The sequence below is a fragment of the Ensifer sp. ENS07 genome, assembly GCF_014852185.1.
Taxonomy (GTDB): Bacteria; Pseudomonadota; Alphaproteobacteria; order Rhizobiales; family Rhizobiaceae; genus Ensifer; species Ensifer adhaerens.
Window position 1 is genome coordinate 221653 of record NZ_JACVBE010000005.1, and the last position, 16909, is coordinate 238561.

Below are 16909 nucleotides of genomic sequence, written 5' to 3' on the forward strand. Positions count from 1 at the left end.
ACGTTTCGATGTTGAACCGTCCGTCTTCCAGATTGAGTCGAGGTCTTTCCCTTGTCGCCCTGGCCGTTGCCCTGGCGCTGCCGGCGCATGCGCAGGAGAAGCCGTCCGCAAGCGACGATGCCGGCGTCGAAAAGCGTGGCCGCATCACGCCCTTCAACGGCGCTGCGATGCCCGAAGGAGCCGAGACTGGCGACAAGTCGAACGCGGCTTCGGACAAGAAGCCGGCGGACGGCACGGCGCCATCTGGAGGCGTGGGTGTCTTTGATCGCATGGGCGCCGAATTGCCGGCGCTGCCGGCCGAAAAACCCTTCGCCGGCAAGGTCGACGACGCCTACGGCGCGTTTCAGCGCGGCTATTACCTGACCGCGATGGATCTGGCGCTGCCACGGGCGCAGCTCGGCGATCCTGCGGCACAGACGCTGATTGCCGAAATCTTGCAGCAGGGGCTTGGCGTCGTGCGCAACCCGCAGCAGGCTGCCTTCTGGTATGGCCAGGCGGCGGAAAAAGGCGACCCGGCGGCGATGTTCAAATATGCCCTGATCCTGATGGAGGGGCGCTACGCCAAGCGTGACCGGAAAAAGTCCGAAGAGCTGATGAAGAAGGCGGCCGATCTCGGCAATGGCTCGGCACAGTTCAATTACGGCCAGACGCTCGTTGCCGACAATCCCGGACCGAAGGGATTGAAGCTGGCGATGCCCTATTACGAGAAGTCGGCCGAACAGGGCATTGCCGACGCGCAATATGCGTTGTCGCAGATCCTGGTCAATGTCGACGGCATCGAGGAAAGCAAGCGGGCGCGTGCCCGCGAATGGCTGATCCGTGCGGCGCGGGCGGGCTTCGATACCGCCCAGTTGGACATCGCGATCTGGATGATCGAAGGCATTGCCGGTGATCGGAACCTGGAGGACGGCTTCGGCTGGATGCGCCGGGCGGCCGAGGGCGGCAACGTGGTGGCGCAGAACCGTCTCTCGCATCTCTATGTCAATGCCATCGGCACGAGGCCCAACCCGGTCGAGGCGGCGAAATGGTATGTGCTGTCACGCCGTGCCGGTCTCAAGGACGATGCGCTCGAGGACTTCTACCTCGGTCTCAATGAAGAGCAGCAGAAGCAGGCGCTGAGTGCGGCCAACAGGTATCGCCGGAGCTGAGCGAGGCGGAATCCCGTCGCCGCCGGCCGGCAAAAATGCTATTTCGCTTGAACTCGCGGGGCTTTTGTGGTTCTGAGGCCGCGGTTTTGCTCGTGGCGCCATGACAGTGGCAGCAATGCGCGAGCGGAGTGAGACTTCACTCGGTTTTTTGACGACGGAACACGGTTTGCAGCTTGCCCTTGGGGCCGGCAATGCGCCTATGTTTCGTCAAGCAGGTTCAACGTCCGATCGAACGCGTTCGATCGGCCTTCGTTTTTCAAGGGATCGCCAGATGGCCCGTTCAGCACTTCTCAATGTCATGGTTCAGGCCGCCTTCAAGGCGGGCAAGTCGTTGTCCCGCGATTTCGGCGAAGTCCAGAACCTGCAGGTCTCGCTCAAGGGACCGGGCGACTATGTTTCGCAGGCCGATCGTAAGGCCGAAAAGCTCATTCGCGAAGAACTCCTGAAGGCTCGCCCGACCTATGGCTTCCTCGGCGAGGAAGGCGAAGAGATCATCGGCACCGACGGTGCGCACCGCTGGATCGTCGATCCGCTCGACGGCACCACCAACTTCCTGCACGGCATTCCGCATTTCGCAGTTTCGATCGCACTGGAGCGCCAGGGCGAGATCGTCGGCGCTGTCGTCTTCAACCCGGCAACCGATGAACTCTACACGGCCGAGCGCGGCGGTGGCGCCTTCCTCAACGACCGTCGTTTGCGCGTCGCTGCACGCAAGCATCTTTCCGATGCCGTCATCGCCACCGGCACGCCGCATCTTGGCCGCGGCAACCACGGCAAGTACCTGATCGAACTGCGCCATGTGATGGGCGAAGTTGCAGGTATCCGCCGCATGGGCTCGGCTGCGCTCGATCTTGCCTATGTCGCTGCCGGCCGTTTCGACGGCTACTGGGAGCGCGACCTTGCCGCTTGGGATATTGCCGCCGGTGTGCTTCTCATTCGCGAAGCCGGTGGTTGGACGCACGATATCAACGGCGGCGCCCGCCCGGTCGATGACGGTTCGGTCATCTGCGGCAACGAATACATCGTCAAGGCGCTGACGGAAGTCGTTCACCGCCCGGTGCCGACGAAGTAAGTCGCAATCCCGTTCGTTCCGAAGCCTCCGATGCGCACCCCGCATCGGAGGCTTTGTTTTTGGCACGAAGCTGGGCGGTGCAACACGACACCGCCACAGGCCTGTGCCTAACTGGCGACCTGCAGGCCGTGGCGTGATCCCGGCTGCATACACAAATTGGCCCTTGAATCGATTTCGGTTTCAGGAATTATGCGATAGGCTCCGGGCCGGCGCGGCGCCGTTCCGTCAAGTGAAGCGGGAGATACTCATACCCATGACGAAACTGCATCTGTCCGGGTGGAACGGTCGGGAAGGTATGGAAGACGGCTACAACCCGCACAAGCTCTCGAGCCCCATGCACTATTTCTGGACGATGGTGGTCTTTCTGATCATCGTCGGCTTCGTGGGTGCAATCCTCTTCCGTCAGGCCCAAAACGCCTTTCTCGCCAATCCGGGCCTCAACGGCCTGATCCTCGGTGTCCTTCTGATCGGCATCCTGCTCGTCTTCAACCACGTGCTGGGCTTGCGCCCCGAGGTGCGCTGGTTCAACTCGTTTCGTGCCGCCGGCAGCGCCGACAAGGTCGGGCGCGATCCGGTGCTGCTTGCGCCGATGCGGGCGCTGATCGGCGGTCGCCAGACGGCGATCTCGACCACGGCGCTGCGGTCGATCCTCGATTCCATCGCCACCCGCCTCGACGAATCGCGTGACATTTCGCGTTACCTGACCGGGCTTCTGGTGTTTCTCGGCCTGCTCGGCACCTTCTGGGGCCTTCTTGGAACGATCGGCTCGATCAACACGGTCATCCAGTCTCTGGATGCCGGATCGGGAACGACGGAAGATATCCTCTCGGCGCTGAAGAATGGCCTGTCGGCACCGCTCACCGGCATGGGCACGGCGTTTTCGACGTCGCTTTTCGGCCTTTCCGGTTCGCTGATCCTCGGCTTTCTCGATCTGCAGGCCGGGCGCGCGCAGAACCGCTTCTACACCGAGCTTGAAAACTGGCTCTCCTCCGTGACGGACGTCGGCTCGGAACTTTCGCCGGCGCTCGATCTGCCCGCCGGCGCGCCGGTCGAGGAGCTGAAGAGGCTCACCGACCAGCTCGTCCGCCTCAACCATGAGGGCGGCGCGAACCAGCGCACGACCGCGGCCATGGCAAGCCTCGCCGAAGGCATTCAAGGGCTGGTCAAGAACATGCGCGGCGAACAGCAGATGCTGCGGGATTGGATCGAGGCTCAGCAGGACGAAGCCAAGGCGATGCGCAAGACGCTCGACAAGCTGGCATCGCGGGTCGGCATCTCCGACCGGTCGCCTGCGCATGACAAGCCGGCCGTGTCGGCCAAGGCGCGCGTGGAAGAGGCCGGAGGAGAGTAATCCATGGCGCTTGCCCGAAAAGGCCGCTCTCAGCGCACGATCGACTATTGGCCGGGCTTCGTCGACGCACTGTCGACGCTGCTGCTGTCGATCATGTTCCTGCTGACCGTCTTCGTCCTTGCACAGTTTCTGCTCAGTCGCGAAATCAGCGGCAAGGACGAGGTGCTGACGCGGCTGAACAGCCAGATCAACGAACTCACCCAGCTTCTGGCGCTCGAAAAGAGCGGCAAGCAGGATCTCGAGGATTCGCTTGCCAATCTGCAGGCGTCGCTCGCCACGTCCGAAGGCGAACGCTCACGGCTGCAGGCCCTGCTCGACCAGGGCGCCGGGAGCACGGACGCCGCCAACCAGAAGATCGGCCGTCTCGGCTCTGAGCTTGAGACCGAGCGTGAAGTCAGCGCCCGGGCCATGAGCCAGATCGAGCTGCTGAACCAGCAGATCGCCGCGCTCCGCAGCCAGATCGCCGCCATCGAAGTCGCGCTTCAGGCGTCGGAAGCCAAGGACCAGCAGTCGCAGACCAAGATCGCCGATCTCGGACGCCGGCTGAACGTGGCGCTTGCCCAGCGGGTGCAGGAACTCAACCGCTACCGCTCGGACTTCTTCGGACGCCTCCGGGAAATTCTTTCCGACCGTGAAAACATCCGCATCGTCGGCGACCGCTTCGTCTTCCAGTCGGAGGTGCTGTTTCCCTCTGGTGGCAACGACCTCAATCCGGAAGGGCAGGCGGAAATGGCCAAGCTCGCCACCGCGCTGCTCGACCTCGCCAAGGAAATCCCCGCCGAAATCAACTGGGTGCTGCGCGTCGACGGCCACACGGACAATGTGCAGCTTTCAGGCGCCGGGCGCTTCGCCGACAACTGGGAGCTTTCGTCGGCGCGTGCGACCTCCGTGGTCAAGTTCCTGATCTCGAAGGGCGTGCCAGCAGATCGGCTAGTGGCCGCGGGCTTTGGCGAGTACCAGCCGATTGCACCGGGTGAAACCCCTGAGGCGCGGGCGCAGAACCGCCGCATCGAGCTCAAGCTGACCGAGAAATAGACTTCGCTCTCCGCGTATCCCGTCGTCGGGCGACGCAGCCTGGCGCTTGAATTGACCTTGACGTACGCGTAACAATTCTGCAGCCATTCAGATGGCTGCGGCGGCCTTTGCGTGTCAGAGCGTGGGGGGCCGGATGGGATGCGAGGGGGAGAGCATTTCATGGATTGCGACGTTTTGGTTATCGGCGCGGGGCTTGCCGGCCTTGTCGCCGCAGCGGAGGCGGCGGCACTCGGCCGCAGGGTCATCGTGCTCGACCAGGAAGGGGAACAGAATCTTGGCGGACAGGCCTTCTGGTCGCTTGGCGGCCTGTTCTTTGTCGACAGCCCCGAACAGCGCCGCATGGGCATCCGCGACACCCGCGAGCTTGCCGGGCAGGACTGGGTGGGCTCCTCGCAGTTCGACCGTCCGGAGGATCACTGGCCACGGCTCTGGGCCGAAGCCTATCTCGACTTTGCCGCGGGCGAGAAGCGCTCCTGGCTGCACTCGCTCGGCATGCGCTGGTTTCCCGTGGTCGGCTGGGCGGAGCGCGGCGGTGGGCTCGCCCACGGGCACGGCAATTCGGTGCCGCGCTTTCACGTCACGTGGGGTACCGGCCCGGCGGTGCTCGAACCGTTCATCCGGTTGACGCGCGAGGCGGAAAGTCGTGGTCTCGTGCGCTTCCGCTTCCGCCATCGGGTGGATGAACTTGTGACCACCGACGGCCGCGTGACGGGTGCGCGCGGTGCGCTGCTCAAGGACGATCCGGTCGGGCGCGGTGAGCGCAGCTCCCGCGACATCGTCGGCGATTTCGAGATTTCGGCGGGCGCGATCGTCGTCACGTCAGGCGGTATCGGCGGAAACCATGATCTGGTGCGCCGCAACTGGCCGCGCAAGCGGCTCGGCCAGCCGCCGGCGACGATGGTTGCGGGCGTGCCCCACCATGTCGACGGGCGCATGCTGGAGATCGCCAGCCAGGCGCGCGGCGCGGTCATCAATGCGGATCGCATGTGGCACTATACGGAGGGGTTGAAGAACTTCGATCCGATCTGGCCGGACCATGGCATCCGCATCCTTCCGGGCCCTTCGTCCTTCTGGTGCGACGCCGACGGCAACCGTTTTCCGGCGCCGGCCATGCCCGGCTTCGATACGCTCGGCACGTTGAAGGCGATCCGCGACAGCGGTCATGATTACAGCTGGTTCGTGCTGACGCGGGCGATCATCAAAAAGGAGTTCGCGCTTTCCGGTTCGGAGCAGAATCCCGATCTCACCGGCAAGAGCATCGCCCTTCTGTTAAAGCGGCTCGGCAAGAACCCGCCGGGGCCGGTCCAGGCGTTCATGGACAAGGGCGAGGATTTCATCGTGCGCGACCGTCTCGAAGACCTGGTGCCGGCGATGAATGCGCTGACCGGTGAGAACCGGCTGTCGCTGGAGCACTTGCGGCAGCAGATCGTGGCGCGCGACCGGGAAATTACCAACGCATTCTCCAAGGACGCGCAGGTGACCGCGATCCGCGGTGCGCGCGCCTATCGCGGCGACCGGCTGCTGCGCACGGCCAAACCGCATCGGCTGCTCGATCCCAAGGCCGGCCCACTGATTGCCGTTCGGCTGCATATCCTGACGCGCAAGACGCTGGGCGGGCTTCAAACCAACCTGTCAGGCCAGGTGTTGGAGCAATCGGGCGAGCCGGTGCCCGGTCTCTACGCTGCCGGCGAAGTCGCCGGCTTCGGCGGGGGCGGCATGCATGGCTACAACGCACTCGAAGGCACGTTCCTCGGCGGCTGCATCTTTTCCGGCCGGGCCGCGGGGCGGGGTGCTGCCGGGGTGTGATGGCTCCTTGCCGCGTATTTGCCCCTCATCCTAGCCCTCTTCTCGTCAAGCGGGGAGGTGACGGTCGATTGTGCAACGATACCCTCACGTGTAATCGCCGCCGAGGCGGCGCGGTACATCGAGGTTCAGGCAACCGAGTAACATCGTATGTGCTGGCGCATACGCACGGACCGCGCCACAAGTCCCTTCTCCCCGCCTGCGGGGAGAAGGTGGCGGCAGTCGGATGAGGGGCCCCGCTCGTTCTGATCGTCAATCCATCTGCACATTGGCGTCACGAACGACCGGCGTCCACTTCGCCAATTCGGCTTTCACATGGGCTTCCAGCTCTTCCGGCGTCGAGCCGACAATCGTGGCGCTGAATTCCTTCATGCGCTCGACGACAGCGGGATCCTTCAGCGCCTTGTTGGCCGCCTCGTTGAGGCGGGCGACGACCGGCTGAGGCGTGTTGGCCGGGGCGAAGAGCGCGTTCCAGGTGTAGGTCTCGTAGCCCGGAATGCCGGCCTCGGCGACTGTCGGCACATCCGGGAAGGACGGTGCCCGTTCCGCCGTGGTCACCGCAAGCGCCCTCAGCGTTCCCGCCTTGATGTGGCTGGAGGAGGAGGGGAGGTTGTCGAACATGATCGGCACCTGGTTGCCGATGACATCGTTCAGCGCCGGGCCTGCGCCCTTGTAGGGGATGTGCTGCATGCTGACGCCGGCCATCTTCTTGAAGAGTTCGCCGGAGAGGTGCAGCGGCGTGCCGTTGCCGGAAGACGCATAGCTGTACTCGTCGGGCTTGGCCTTCAGGAGTGCCAGCAGTTCCGCAACGTCCTTGGCCGGGAGTTCCGGATTGACGACGAGCACGTTGGGCACGACGACGAGCAGGGAGATCGGCGCGAAATCCTTTTCGGGGTCGTAGGGCTTGGTCTTCAGGATCAGCGGATTGAGCGCGTGGGTGGCGACCGTGCCCATCAGGATCGTATAGCCGTCCGGATCGGCGCGGGCGACATTGTCTGCGCCGAGATTGCCACCGGCGCCGGCAACGTTCTGGACGATCACCTGTTGGCCGAGGTCCTCCGACATTTTCTGCGCGACGATGCGGGCAACCACGTCGGTGGAACCGCCGGCGGCAAAGGGAACGACGAGCGTTATCGGCCGGTCGGGGAAGTCCTGGGCCAGTGCCGTCGAGCCAAGGGGCAGCGCCGTCAGCGCCATCAGGCCCAGCGCCAGAGCGGCACGCCGGGTCAGGTGCGAAAATGCCATGCGGTAGTCCTCCCGATCAATTCAGCAGAAAGCGATGCCGGCCTCCTCGGCCGGCCCCCTAACAATAGGGCTCGGCCTCCCGTCGGCAACCGCTTTACGGCAAATCGGAGGACGCTTTTCGCGCCGTGCGGTGCGTTTAGCTCTGCACGTTGACGAACAGGGCCTCTGCGCCATGGTTGAACTGCAGCCGCGCAAGCTTGGCGTAAAGCCCGCCCTGGCGGATGAGGGAGGCGTGGGTTCCTTCCTCGACAATACGGCCATGATCCAGCACCAGGATACGATCGGCCTTCAGCACGGTCGCCAGCCGATGGGCGATGATGATGGTCGAACGCTCGTGCAGCAGGCCGTCGAGCGCCTTTTGAACCAGCGTCTCGCTCTCGGCGTCGAGGGCCGAGGTTGCTTCGTCGAGAAGCAGCACCGGCGCGTTCTTGAGGATGGCGCGGGCGATGGCGATGCGCTGGCGCTGGCCGCCGGAAAGTGTAACGCCACGTTCGCCGACATAGGTGTCGTAACCCTTGTCGAGCCTGTTGATGAACTCGTCCGCCTGCGCGGCGACGGCGGCGGCACGCACCGCCTCGCGGCTGGCATTCGGCATGCCGAAGGCGATGTTGTCATGCACGGACGAGGCGAACATCGTCACATCCTGCGGCACGATCGCAATGCGGTCGCGCAGATCCTTCGGATCGACGGTGCGAATGTCGACGCCATCAACGCGCACTGCGCCCTTGGCAGGGTCGTAGAAGCGAAGCAGCATGGAGAACACAGTGCTCTTGCCGGCGCCGGACGGTCCGACGATCGCAACAGTCTCGCCGGGCGCGATGTTGAAGCTGAGGCCGTTGAGGCTCTTGTAGTCGGGTCGCGACGGGTAGGCGAAATGAACGTCGTCGAAGGCGATGGCGCCGGTCGCCGGGACCGGCATGGCGACGGGATTTTCCGGAGCCTGGATCTCGGGAATTTCGGTCAGAAGCTCGTTCAGCCGCTCGGCAGCACCCGCTGCCTGCGAGAGTTCGCCCCAGACTTCCGAGAGCGAACCGAGGCTGCCCGCGGCAAAGACCGAATAGAGCAGGAACTGGCTGAGCGTGCCGGCGGAGAGATTACCTGACAGTACGTCGTGCGCGCCAAACCAGAGCACGGCGACGACGCTGCCGAACACCATGGTGATGGCGAAAGCGGTCAGCACCGAGCGCGCCTTGATCGCGGCGCGCGCCGCGCCATAGGCATCCTCGACGGCGGCTCCGAAGTGGCTGTTGGCAAGCCCTTCGCCATTGAAGGCCTGGACTGTGCGCGATGCGGCAATCGCCTCGCCGGCATAGGCCGAGGCGGCAGCGAGCGTGTCCTGCGCCTGGCGCGAGCGGCGGCGGACGGAACGGCCGAAGCCGACGAGCGGGAAGACGATGATCGGGATCGCGATCAGCACCAGGCTCGACAGCTTGGGGCTGGTATAGACCATCATGCCGATGGCCCCGAGACACAGGATCAGGTTGCGCAACGCGACCGACGCGGTGGCTCCGACAGCAGACTTCACCTGGGTGGTGTCGGCGGTCAGTCGCGAGACGATCTCGCCGGACTGGTTGACGTCGAAGAAGGAGGCGGAAAGGCGGGTGACGCGATCGAAGACATTGCGCCTCAAGTCGGCAACGATGCGCTCGCCGAGCGTGATGACGAAGTAGTAGCGCGCCGCACTCGCCAGCGCCAGCACGATGGCGAGCATCATCAGCATCGAGAAGTAGGTGTTGATGAAGCCGCTGTCGGGACTGGAGAAACCGTTGTCGACCATCCGCCTAACAGCGAGCGGCAGCGCCAGCGTGGTCACGGCAGCGAGGATCAGCGAAATGCCGGCGCCGACGACCAGATGTCGGTAGCGGGCGAGATAGGGGAGGAGCGTGGCGAGCGGGCGGATGGACTTGCGCGCAGGCGCCTGGTTTTCTCTTGACGACACTTGACCCCTTTCGCCAGACACGGAGGAAGGGATTGCCCATGAGTCTTCCGTGCGGCACTTGTTATCGCGCAGACCTTGATGTATAGGCACGGCATCGAATTGGGAAGCCGTGGCCGTTCAGCCGGTGCGCGGCTTCATTTACGTGTTCGGTCTCGAAGTCGCAATGCCTTGCGACAATTGGACCCTGGAACTCTAGGAAGATCGTTATGAAGGCAGACATCCATCCCGATTACCACGTCATCAAGGTAGTCATGACCGACGGCACCGAATACGAAACCCGCTCGACCTGGGGTTCTGAAGGCGCCACCATGAACCTGGAAATCGACCCCAAGTCGCACCCGGCCTGGACCGGCGGCAACCAGCAGCTCATGGACCGCGGCGGCCGCGTCTCCAAGTTCAAGAAGCGCTTCGAAGGCCTCGGCCTCTAATCGAGCGCCTCTTCGGCAGATTCAAAAAGCCCGGGTCATTTGGCCCGGGCTTTTTCTGTCTTGGTTCTGGGGGTAGGCCGGGCGAGGCGGTGACATGGCGCCGTGCCATGGACGCGCTGTGGCCACTGGCGCTCCGTCGCTGTTCCAGGCAAGGAGCAGGATGACGGCGTTATGTCGCGGTTCCTGACCCGACCAGCCGGCGCTTTTCGCAAGCAGCAACGCCTCTTCCGTCAGGAGATCGAGATGCCCTTGTGTGGCGTCGATCGGATAGGCGCCCTCGGTGAGGTTTCTCCAGGAGTTTTCGCAGTCGAGGCCAAGGCGCGCCAGTGCCGCCATGTGCTGCCGGTCGCAACGAAAAACCCGCCGGCAAATGCTGTTGCGGCGGGTTTGATTTCTCAGGTCTATTTTCTGCGCGGCGTCAGTTGGTTCCGAAGGCCGTCTGCAGCAGCTTGATCTGCGCCTTGACGCCGTTCTGGTTGTCCGGGACGATCGCGGCCGCTTCGTTAGGGCGATAGATCTCGCGGTCGAGCAGGGCGACGCGGTTCTGCAGGCGCAGCGAGCGCTCGATCAGGTCGCGGAAGGATTCCGGCAGTTCGGCCCAGCCGGGAGCCGCCTTGTCGACGTTGAAGCTGTCGAGGCGAACCTTGCTCTTTTCCGACATCACCTGATCGCGGCTCATCTCGCCGTTGTTGACGGCGCGCTGCAGGAGCAGCCAGGAAGCCATCTGCATCAGGCGGGTGGTGAGCCGCATGGATTCGGCTGCATAGAGAACCGATGCCATGCGCGGCAGGACCTTGGAAGCGGCGCGGCCCGGTCCGTCGAGATAGGTGGCCGTTTCCTCGACCAGTCCCATGCCTTCCGAATAGAGGGTCTTGAATTGTGCCGAGGACGCCGCGTGTCCTGCGAAACTGACCGTATTCAATCCTCTCTCGGACATGACCTGTTTTCCCTGGTTCAAACGCATCACGACAGTCAGGTAGTGGACGGTTATGGGAAATAAATCCTTGCCCGTCTCTATGCTTGAAGAATGATCCGATAGCGCATTTCGCGCAAGGGCATTCTTAAGAAAGGGTTAATCTCCACAGTTCTTTGGATAAACCTATGCCAAAACAAAAAAAGAGCCGCGGAAAGCGGCTCTCAAGGTAAAACAGGGAGAAAAATCAGACCCATTCGCCAGTCGGTGAAATTGTCTGAAACCGGAAAGCTCCGGATGCCCTGACAATCGCAGATAATGCTTAATGCCGCGTTAAACGCGCTTCGTTTTGCTGCGGTGCGACCTTACGCCGCCGGATCAGCGAAACAGGTTCTCGGCGGCCGAGCGGCTGGCGGACTTGCGTGTCCGCTCCGCCTCCAGCCGTGCAATCTCCTCGGTCAGAAGGGTGATGCGTTGCGTCAACTCGTCAACCGACAGCAGCGCGAGATCGCTGCCAATTTCATGGGCCACCTTCTTTTGCGGCCGATCATCGTCAAACAGGCTCATCGGACTGATCCTCCCATTCCGGACCTTTGTCTGGCTCGTTGCGTGTCTCGTCAAACGGCGCCGCGCGCGGCGAAAGCTGCAGGCTTTCCGGCGTCGTCGGCGTGCCGGCGTTGACCGGCGAGAAGGCGTCGCGGTCGGAGACCGGGACCGGTGCGCGCATCCGGCTGCGGATGATGGCGTAGGCGGTGATCAGGATATGGGCGCAGGCGGTGATCATGAACAGGCCGTAGGGGCCCGCCGCCGTCATGACCGGGCCGCCGATCGTCGGGCCGATGATGGTGCCGATTCCGTAGAGCAGCAGCAGGCCGCCGGAGACCTTGACGAAGTCCTCGGCCGTCGCGAAGTCGTTGGCGTGCGACACGGCGATCGGATAGAGCGCGTTGGCCGCCGCACCGTAGATCGCAATCAGCGTCAGCACGATCCAGACCTGGGTCGGCTCGACCAGGAAGATCAGCAAGCCTGCGAGAGCGCCGACCCCGGCAAGCGCTGCCAGGACGTAGCGCCGGTCGATGCGGTCGGATAGCCGCCCGGCCGGCAACTGCATGACGGCGCCGGCAAAGATCGCCACGCTCATCATGGCGGCGACGGTGCTGTCGGAAAGGCCCGCCTGGCGGCCAAAGACGGCGCCGAGCGTGCCGAACGCGCCGTTGGCAATACCGACGAGCAGGATGCCGAGGAAGGAAACCGGCGAGTTGCGGTAAAGGCCGCGCAGGTCGAGGCTCACCTTCTTCAGCGGTTGCGGCGAGGCAGCCTTGGACAGAAGCGTCGGCAGCATGGCGACGCAGTAGAGGATGCCGCAGATCATGAATAAGATGGTGGTGGAGGTATCGCCGAAGGGGATCATCATCTGGCCGCCGACGACGCCGAAGAGCGTGATGGCAATATAGAGCGAGAAGATGACGCCGCGGCTCTCGTTGGTGGCGCGCTCGTTCAGCCAGCTTTCGATGATCATCGAGGTGCCGGCGGTGGAGAAGCCTGTCAGCGCCCTGAGGATCAGCCACCAGGTCGGATCGATCAGGATGCCGGTCAGTAGCGCGACGATGGCGATGAGCGAGGCAAAGACGCTGAAGGCGCGCACGTGGCCGATGCGCTTGACGACCGTGGGCGCAAAGAAGCAGCCGAGAACGAAGCCAGCAGCCCAGGATGTGCCGATCAGCCCGAGGATGGTGGTGGGATAACCTTCAGCGGTGCCGCGCACGGGAAGAAGAAGCCCCTGCAGACCATTGCCCAGAAAGAGAAACAGCGTGCCGAGCAGGAGGGCGGCGACCGGGAGCAGGTTCTTTCTCATCATTCATCCGAAATTCGTTCTGCCGTCAGCAAGTTAGGGCGGTGCCTGGTGAATTGCCAGCCGGTTTCTGATTGCAGCGTCTGGCAGTGCCGCAGGTTTTGTCCTTCGATGGGAGACGAATGACGCAACATGCGGCGGCCGGTCATTGCAAATCGCCCGCGGAAACACTAGCCCTTTTTGCCAAGCGCAACGTATCGCTAGTCCTCGGGGGAGGCGGTGCTGCGTGCGACGAAGAGTGCCGGTGTTGCGAACGCTTCACCGGTCGAGGCGGCCTCCCGGTAGACGAGGGCAACATGCAGAAGGCGATCGCCCTTTTTCTGCTTCTGATCATGGCCATTCAGCTCCTCTGGCCGATCGGCATTCCGGGGCTGCGCCGCCGTCGCGATTTCTGGAAGATCGCGGTCTTCGCCATCGTGATGATGATGGTGACGGTGTTGATCCGTCCCTGACCCGGCCGCCCCGCCGCAACTCCCCGTTACCTTTGGAACTCCATCGCCTCCGGCTCGCCGCTACCTTGGTTGCGAAACCTGTCGTTTCAACCAGAAAAGGGCGCAGGACAGATGGGAAAGAAAGCGCTAAAGTGCGAACCTCATTCGGGAGATGACTTCGAGGGTTTCTTGGAACGCCGGCTTGCTGCCATTCTCGCTGCCGATGTCGTGGGGTACAGTCGCCTGATCGGCGCTGACGAAACCGGCACGCTGGCCGCCATGAAACGGCACAAGAGCGAACTCGTCGATCCGAAGATCACCCGTCACAAGGGACGCATCGTCAAGCTCACCGGCGACGGCATCCTGGTCGAGTTCGCAAGCGTCGTGCACGCGGTCGCCTGCGCCGTCGATATCCAGCGCGGCATGCTGCTGCGCAACGAAAGCGTGTCGCCGCTGAAGCGCATCGAGCTCAGGATCGGCGTGCACCTCGGCGACATCATCGTCGAGGATGGCGACATCTTCGGGGACGGCGTCAATGTCGCGGCGCGTCTCGAAGGCCTCGCAGAGCCGTCGGGCATCGCCGTCTCGGCTTCCGTGCGCGATCATGTCGGGTCGCGCCTGGATGTCGGCTTCGTCGACAAGGGCGAACACACGCTGAAGAACATCGCCGCCGGCGTTCACGTCTATTCGGTGGCGCTCGGCGCCCCGACGAAGGTCGCGTCGGCACCGAACGGATCGTGCCCGGTGGTGCTCGACGATGGCTACGGGCTCTCGGTCGGCGTGCTTCCCTTCACCAATATGAGCCACGATCCGGAGCAGGAATACTTCTCCGACGGCATCACCGAAGACATCATCACCGACCTCTCGAAGATCTCGAAGCTGCACGTCGTCGCCCGCAACACCGTGTTCACCTACAAGGGGCGGTCGGTGAAGGTGAAGCAGGTGGCCCAGGAATTGGGCGTCCGCTACATCCTCGAGGGCAGCGTGCGCAAGGCGGGCGCGCGGGTGCGCATCACCGGCCAGTTGATCGATGCGCTGACCGGCACGCATCTCTGGGCCGACCGCTACGACCGGGACCTGACTGATATCTTCGCGATCCAGGACGAAATCACCCATGCGATCGTCGACCAGTTGAAGATCAAGCTGCTGCCGGCGGAGAGGCGGGCGATCGAAAGCGACCCGACGACAAGCGTCGAGGCCTATACCTACTATCTGCGTGGCCGGCAGTTTTCCCACGCCTGGACGCGCTCCTATCTCCTGCTCGCGCGGCGCATGTTCATGAAGGCGGTGGAGCTCGATCCGGATTTTGCCCGCGCTTATGCCGGCATTGCCGACTGCGAGTCGGCGCTTCGCGATTGGCACGAGGATGAATTTCCGCTGCAAGGCATCCTGTCCATGACCGACAAGGCGCTGGCGCTCGACCCAGACCTCGCGGAGGCCCATGCGTCTCGCGGTCTCGTGCTGCATCAGGACGGCCAATGCGACGAAGCCGTTGCTGCCTTCGAGCAGGCGCTTGCGCTGGATGCCGGGCTCTACGAGGCGAATTTCCATTATGGCCGCTTCCTGTTCATGCAGGGCGCGTTCGAAATGGCGATTCAGTTCTTCAAGCGTGCCGCCGATATCCGGCCGGACGACTACCTGTCACCGATCCACCTGATGAGCGCCTATCGCACGCTCGGCCGGGATACTGAACGCAAGCAGTGGGCGCGCATCGGCATCGCCCGGGCAGAGCGGGCGCTGGAGCTCAACCCGGAAAACTCGGGCCCGGCCCACCGCGGCGCGCTGGCGCTTGCCCATATGGGCGAGGCCGACCGTGCGCGCGAATGGGCAGCGCGGGCGCTGGCAATCGATCCCGATGACGTGGTCGCCCGCTACAACACGGCCTGCGTCTTTTGCATCCTTGGCGATATCGACGCGGCCCTCGATCTTCTCGAAACCTTGCTGCCGCAGAGCTCCTGCTACCAGTTGCTCTGGTTCAAGCAGGATTCCGACCTCGACGCGGTGCGCCACCATGTTCGCTTCCAGGCGATGGTCGAGGCGATCGCGAAATGCGAAGCGGGATTGCGCTGACCGCCGGACAGTCGTTTCCATCCGGCGGCTCGAAGCTTGCTGTTAGTGGTGGCCCGCCTGGCGGGATCCCTGAGGGGCGCTGACGCGCCCAGCCGTCAGCCACCAAATGGCCGCCCCGGTCACGAACAGCATTGCTGTTGCCACCATCACGACCGCGGTAAACGCTCCTTCGAAGGCGAGGCGGGCACGGCTCACCAGTTCGCTCGCCACTTCCGCCGGCAGCTTCTCGGCGAGGAGCAGGGCTTCATCGAGGCTGTCGCGCGCCATCGGCGGGATTGCAGCCCCCTCCGGCAGGACGAGGAAGGCGGTGTAGACGACCGACATGATGGTGCCGAGCACGGCAATGCCGATCGCGCCGCCAAGCTCGAACGAGACCTCCTCGATCGATGCTGCCATGCCGGCCCGTTCCGGCGGGGCGTTGAACATGATGGCGCTGGAGGCGGCGGTCATGGACGCACCGATGCCGAGGCCGAGGACGACGAGGGTGACGATCTGGGCGAGCGCGCCGGTTTCATGGACGAGCAGATAGCCGCCAAGACCGAGAGCCGCCAGGATGAGGCCCGAGCGCAGCACCACTTCGGCGCCCAGGCGCGGCAGCAGGGTGCCGGTCAGCGGGCCGGCGACGAAAGCCGCAAGCGGGATCGGCAGAATGAAGACACCGGCCTCGAGCGGCGAAAAGCCCTCGACCAGCTGCAGCTGCTGGCTCAGCACCAGTTCGATGCCGACGATCGAGGCGGATGCCACGAGCGCTGCGGCAACGCCGGAGGAAAACACCGCATTGCGGAAGAGGCTGAAGTCGATCAGCGGATGCGGGCTGCGGCGCTGGCGGCGCACGAAGAGAAAGAGCGCGATCGCGCCGATCACGGCGGCAGCGAGACCCGCTTCCAACGACGGCTCGCGCTTGCTCGTTTCCTTGACGGCATAGGCAAGGCCGATGAGGCCGACCATGATCTGCAGCGAACCGATCGCGTCCCAGGGGTGTTTCGGATTGCCAGCGTTGTTCGGCAGCACGACGAGGCCGAGCACGAGGGCCATCGCGACGACCGGCACGTTGATGAGGAAGACCGAGCCCCACCAGAAGTATTCGAGCAGGAAACCGCCGAGCACCGGGCCGATCGCGGCACCGCCCGAAGCGATCGCTGCCCAAACGCCGATCGCCAGCGCGCGTTCGCGTTCGTCGGTGAAAGTGAGCCGGATGATCGACAGCGTCGCCGGCATCATGAGGGCAGCGCCGACGGCGAGCAGGACGCGACCACCGATCAGGATCGCCGGTGTCGGCGCATAGGCGGCGATCAGCGAGGCGATGCCGAAGACGGCAAGGCCGACGATGAAGGGCTTCTTTTGGCCGAGCCGGTCGCCGAGCGTGCCGAGGCCGGGTAGAAGACCAGCGACGACGAGAGCATAGGCGTTGACGATCCAGAGCTTCTCCGACGCGGTGGCGCCGAGATCATGGGTCAGGCGGGGCAGGGCGGTATAGAGCACCGTCATGTCGACGACGATCAGAAAGAGCGCGCTCGATACTATGGCCAGAATGAGCCAGCGATTTTGCGGAAGCATGGTACACCTCGGTGGCCGCCACTGGGAAATGGGCGCTGGGCCTTGTTTAAATCAGGGTCGTTGGT

Annotated in this window: 14 protein-coding genes; 8 read left to right on the top strand and 6 right to left on the bottom strand. The window is 63.9% G+C overall.

The window, feature by feature from the left end; genetic code table 11:
* Positions 1 to 8 precede the first annotated feature (8 nt).
* From IB277_RS18320 to IB277_RS18340, 5 genes are all read left to right on the top strand, one after another.
* On the top strand, positions 9 to 1148 hold the full coding sequence (locus IB277_RS18320) for a tetratricopeptide repeat protein (RefSeq protein WP_034806130.1): 1140 nt from the start codon (positions 9 to 11) through the stop codon (positions 1146 to 1148).
* A 271-nt stretch (positions 1149 to 1419) separates the two neighbouring features.
* Positions 1420 to 2220: an inositol monophosphatase family protein gene (locus IB277_RS18325; RefSeq protein ID WP_034806132.1), complete on the top strand. Its 801-nt coding sequence runs from the start codon at positions 1420 to 1422 to the stop codon at positions 2218 to 2220.
* A gap of 253 nt (positions 2221 to 2473) precedes the next feature.
* A complete protein-coding gene (locus IB277_RS18330) occupies positions 2474 to 3571 on the top strand; it encodes a MotA/TolQ/ExbB proton channel family protein (protein WP_034806134.1) in 1098 nt (365 codons plus the stop codon).
* Between the two features lie 3 nt (positions 3572 to 3574).
* Complete coding sequence (locus tag IB277_RS18335) at positions 3575 to 4606, top strand: peptidoglycan -binding protein (protein WP_034806136.1); 1032 nt, start codon at positions 3575 to 3577, stop codon at positions 4604 to 4606.
* 159 nt (positions 4607 to 4765) lie between these two features.
* Positions 4766 to 6412 (top strand): FAD-binding dehydrogenase, encoded by a 1647-nt coding sequence (locus tag IB277_RS18340; protein WP_034806137.1) that lies wholly within the window; start codon positions 4766 to 4768, stop codon positions 6410 to 6412.
* A gap of 249 nt (positions 6413 to 6661) precedes the next feature.
* Here the strand turns inward: IB277_RS18340 and IB277_RS18345 are convergent, their stop codons facing one another.
* Entirely contained in the window at positions 6662 to 7654 is a 993-nt protein-coding gene (locus tag IB277_RS18345; protein WP_090299720.1) for a tripartite tricarboxylate transporter substrate binding protein, read from the bottom strand.
* 136 nt (positions 7655 to 7790) lie between these two features.
* Positions 7791 to 9593: an ABC transporter transmembrane domain-containing protein gene (locus IB277_RS18350; RefSeq protein WP_034806139.1), complete on the bottom strand. Its 1803-nt coding sequence runs from the start codon at positions 9591 to 9593 to the stop codon at positions 7791 to 7793.
* A gap of 206 nt (positions 9594 to 9799) precedes the next feature.
* On the opposite strand from IB277_RS18350, the gene rpmE reads away from it, so the two are divergent.
* On the top strand, positions 9800 to 10021 hold the full coding sequence (gene rpmE / locus IB277_RS18355; protein WP_034806140.1) for a 50S ribosomal protein L31: 222 nt from the start codon (positions 9800 to 9802) through the stop codon (positions 10019 to 10021).
* Between the two features lie 418 nt (positions 10022 to 10439).
* Here rpmE and IB277_RS18360 read toward each other — a convergent pair whose 3' ends face one another.
* The 3 genes from IB277_RS18360 to IB277_RS18370 all read right to left on the bottom strand — a co-directional run bounded on the left by IB277_RS18360 (position 10440) and on the right by IB277_RS18370 (position 12789).
* Positions 10440 to 10958, bottom strand: coding sequence for a DUF1465 family protein (locus tag IB277_RS18360; RefSeq protein ID WP_034806141.1), 519 nt, complete (start codon positions 10956 to 10958; stop codon positions 10440 to 10442).
* 354 nt (positions 10959 to 11312) lie between these two features.
* Positions 11313 to 11501 (bottom strand): DUF1192 domain-containing protein, encoded by a 189-nt coding sequence (locus IB277_RS18365; RefSeq protein WP_034806142.1) that lies wholly within the window; start codon positions 11499 to 11501, stop codon positions 11313 to 11315.
* Positions 11488 to 12789: an MFS transporter gene (locus IB277_RS18370; RefSeq protein WP_090299727.1), complete on the bottom strand. Its 1302-nt coding sequence runs from the start codon at positions 12787 to 12789 to the stop codon at positions 11488 to 11490. Before IB277_RS18370 ends, IB277_RS18365 begins: the two co-directional genes overlap by 14 nt.
* A 293-nt stretch (positions 12790 to 13082) precedes the next feature.
* Between IB277_RS18370 and IB277_RS18375 the strand changes: the two genes are divergently transcribed.
* Positions 13083 to 13238, top strand: a complete 156-nt coding sequence (locus IB277_RS18375) for a hypothetical protein (protein WP_090299729.1) — start codon at positions 13083 to 13085, stop codon at positions 13236 to 13238.
* A gap of 168 nt (positions 13239 to 13406) precedes the next feature.
* Entirely contained in the window at positions 13407 to 15287 is a 1881-nt protein-coding gene (locus IB277_RS18380; protein WP_034806145.1) for a tetratricopeptide repeat protein, read from the top strand.
* 42 nt (positions 15288 to 15329) lie between these two features.
* Here IB277_RS18380 and IB277_RS18385 read toward each other — a convergent pair whose 3' ends face one another.
* Complete coding sequence (locus IB277_RS18385) at positions 15330 to 16844, bottom strand: MFS transporter (protein ID WP_090299733.1); 1515 nt, start codon at positions 16842 to 16844, stop codon at positions 15330 to 15332.
* Between the last annotated feature and the right edge of the window lie 65 nt (positions 16845 to 16909).

Coding starts and splice junctions, on each gene's coding strand:
- IB277_RS18320 (WP_034806130.1), top strand. CDS start 9: ATGTTGAACCGTCCGTCTTCCAGATTGAGTCGAGGTCTTTCCCTTGTC.
- IB277_RS18360 (WP_034806141.1), bottom strand. CDS start 10,958: ATGTCCGAGAGAGGATTGAATACGGTCAGTTTCGCAGGACACGCGGCG.
- IB277_RS18335 (WP_034806136.1), top strand. CDS start 3,575: ATGGCGCTTGCCCGAAAAGGCCGCTCTCAGCGCACGATCGACTATTGG.
- IB277_RS18345 (WP_090299720.1), bottom strand. CDS start 7,654: ATGGCATTTTCGCACCTGACCCGGCGTGCCGCTCTGGCGCTGGGCCTG.
- rpmE (WP_034806140.1), top strand. CDS start 9,800: ATGAAGGCAGACATCCATCCCGATTACCACGTCATCAAGGTAGTCATG.
- IB277_RS18330 (WP_034806134.1), top strand. CDS start 2,474: ATGACGAAACTGCATCTGTCCGGGTGGAACGGTCGGGAAGGTATGGAA.
- IB277_RS18365 (WP_034806142.1), bottom strand. CDS start 11,501: ATGAGCCTGTTTGACGATGATCGGCCGCAAAAGAAGGTGGCCCATGAA.
- IB277_RS18340 (WP_034806137.1), top strand. CDS start 4,766: ATGGATTGCGACGTTTTGGTTATCGGCGCGGGGCTTGCCGGCCTTGTC.
- IB277_RS18375 (WP_090299729.1), top strand. CDS start 13,083: ATGCAGAAGGCGATCGCCCTTTTTCTGCTTCTGATCATGGCCATTCAG.
- IB277_RS18370 (WP_090299727.1), bottom strand. CDS start 12,789: ATGAGAAAGAACCTGCTCCCGGTCGCCGCCCTCCTGCTCGGCACGCTG.
- IB277_RS18325 (WP_034806132.1), top strand. CDS start 1,420: ATGGCCCGTTCAGCACTTCTCAATGTCATGGTTCAGGCCGCCTTCAAG.
- IB277_RS18385 (WP_090299733.1), bottom strand. CDS start 16,844: ATGCTTCCGCAAAATCGCTGGCTCATTCTGGCCATAGTATCGAGCGCG.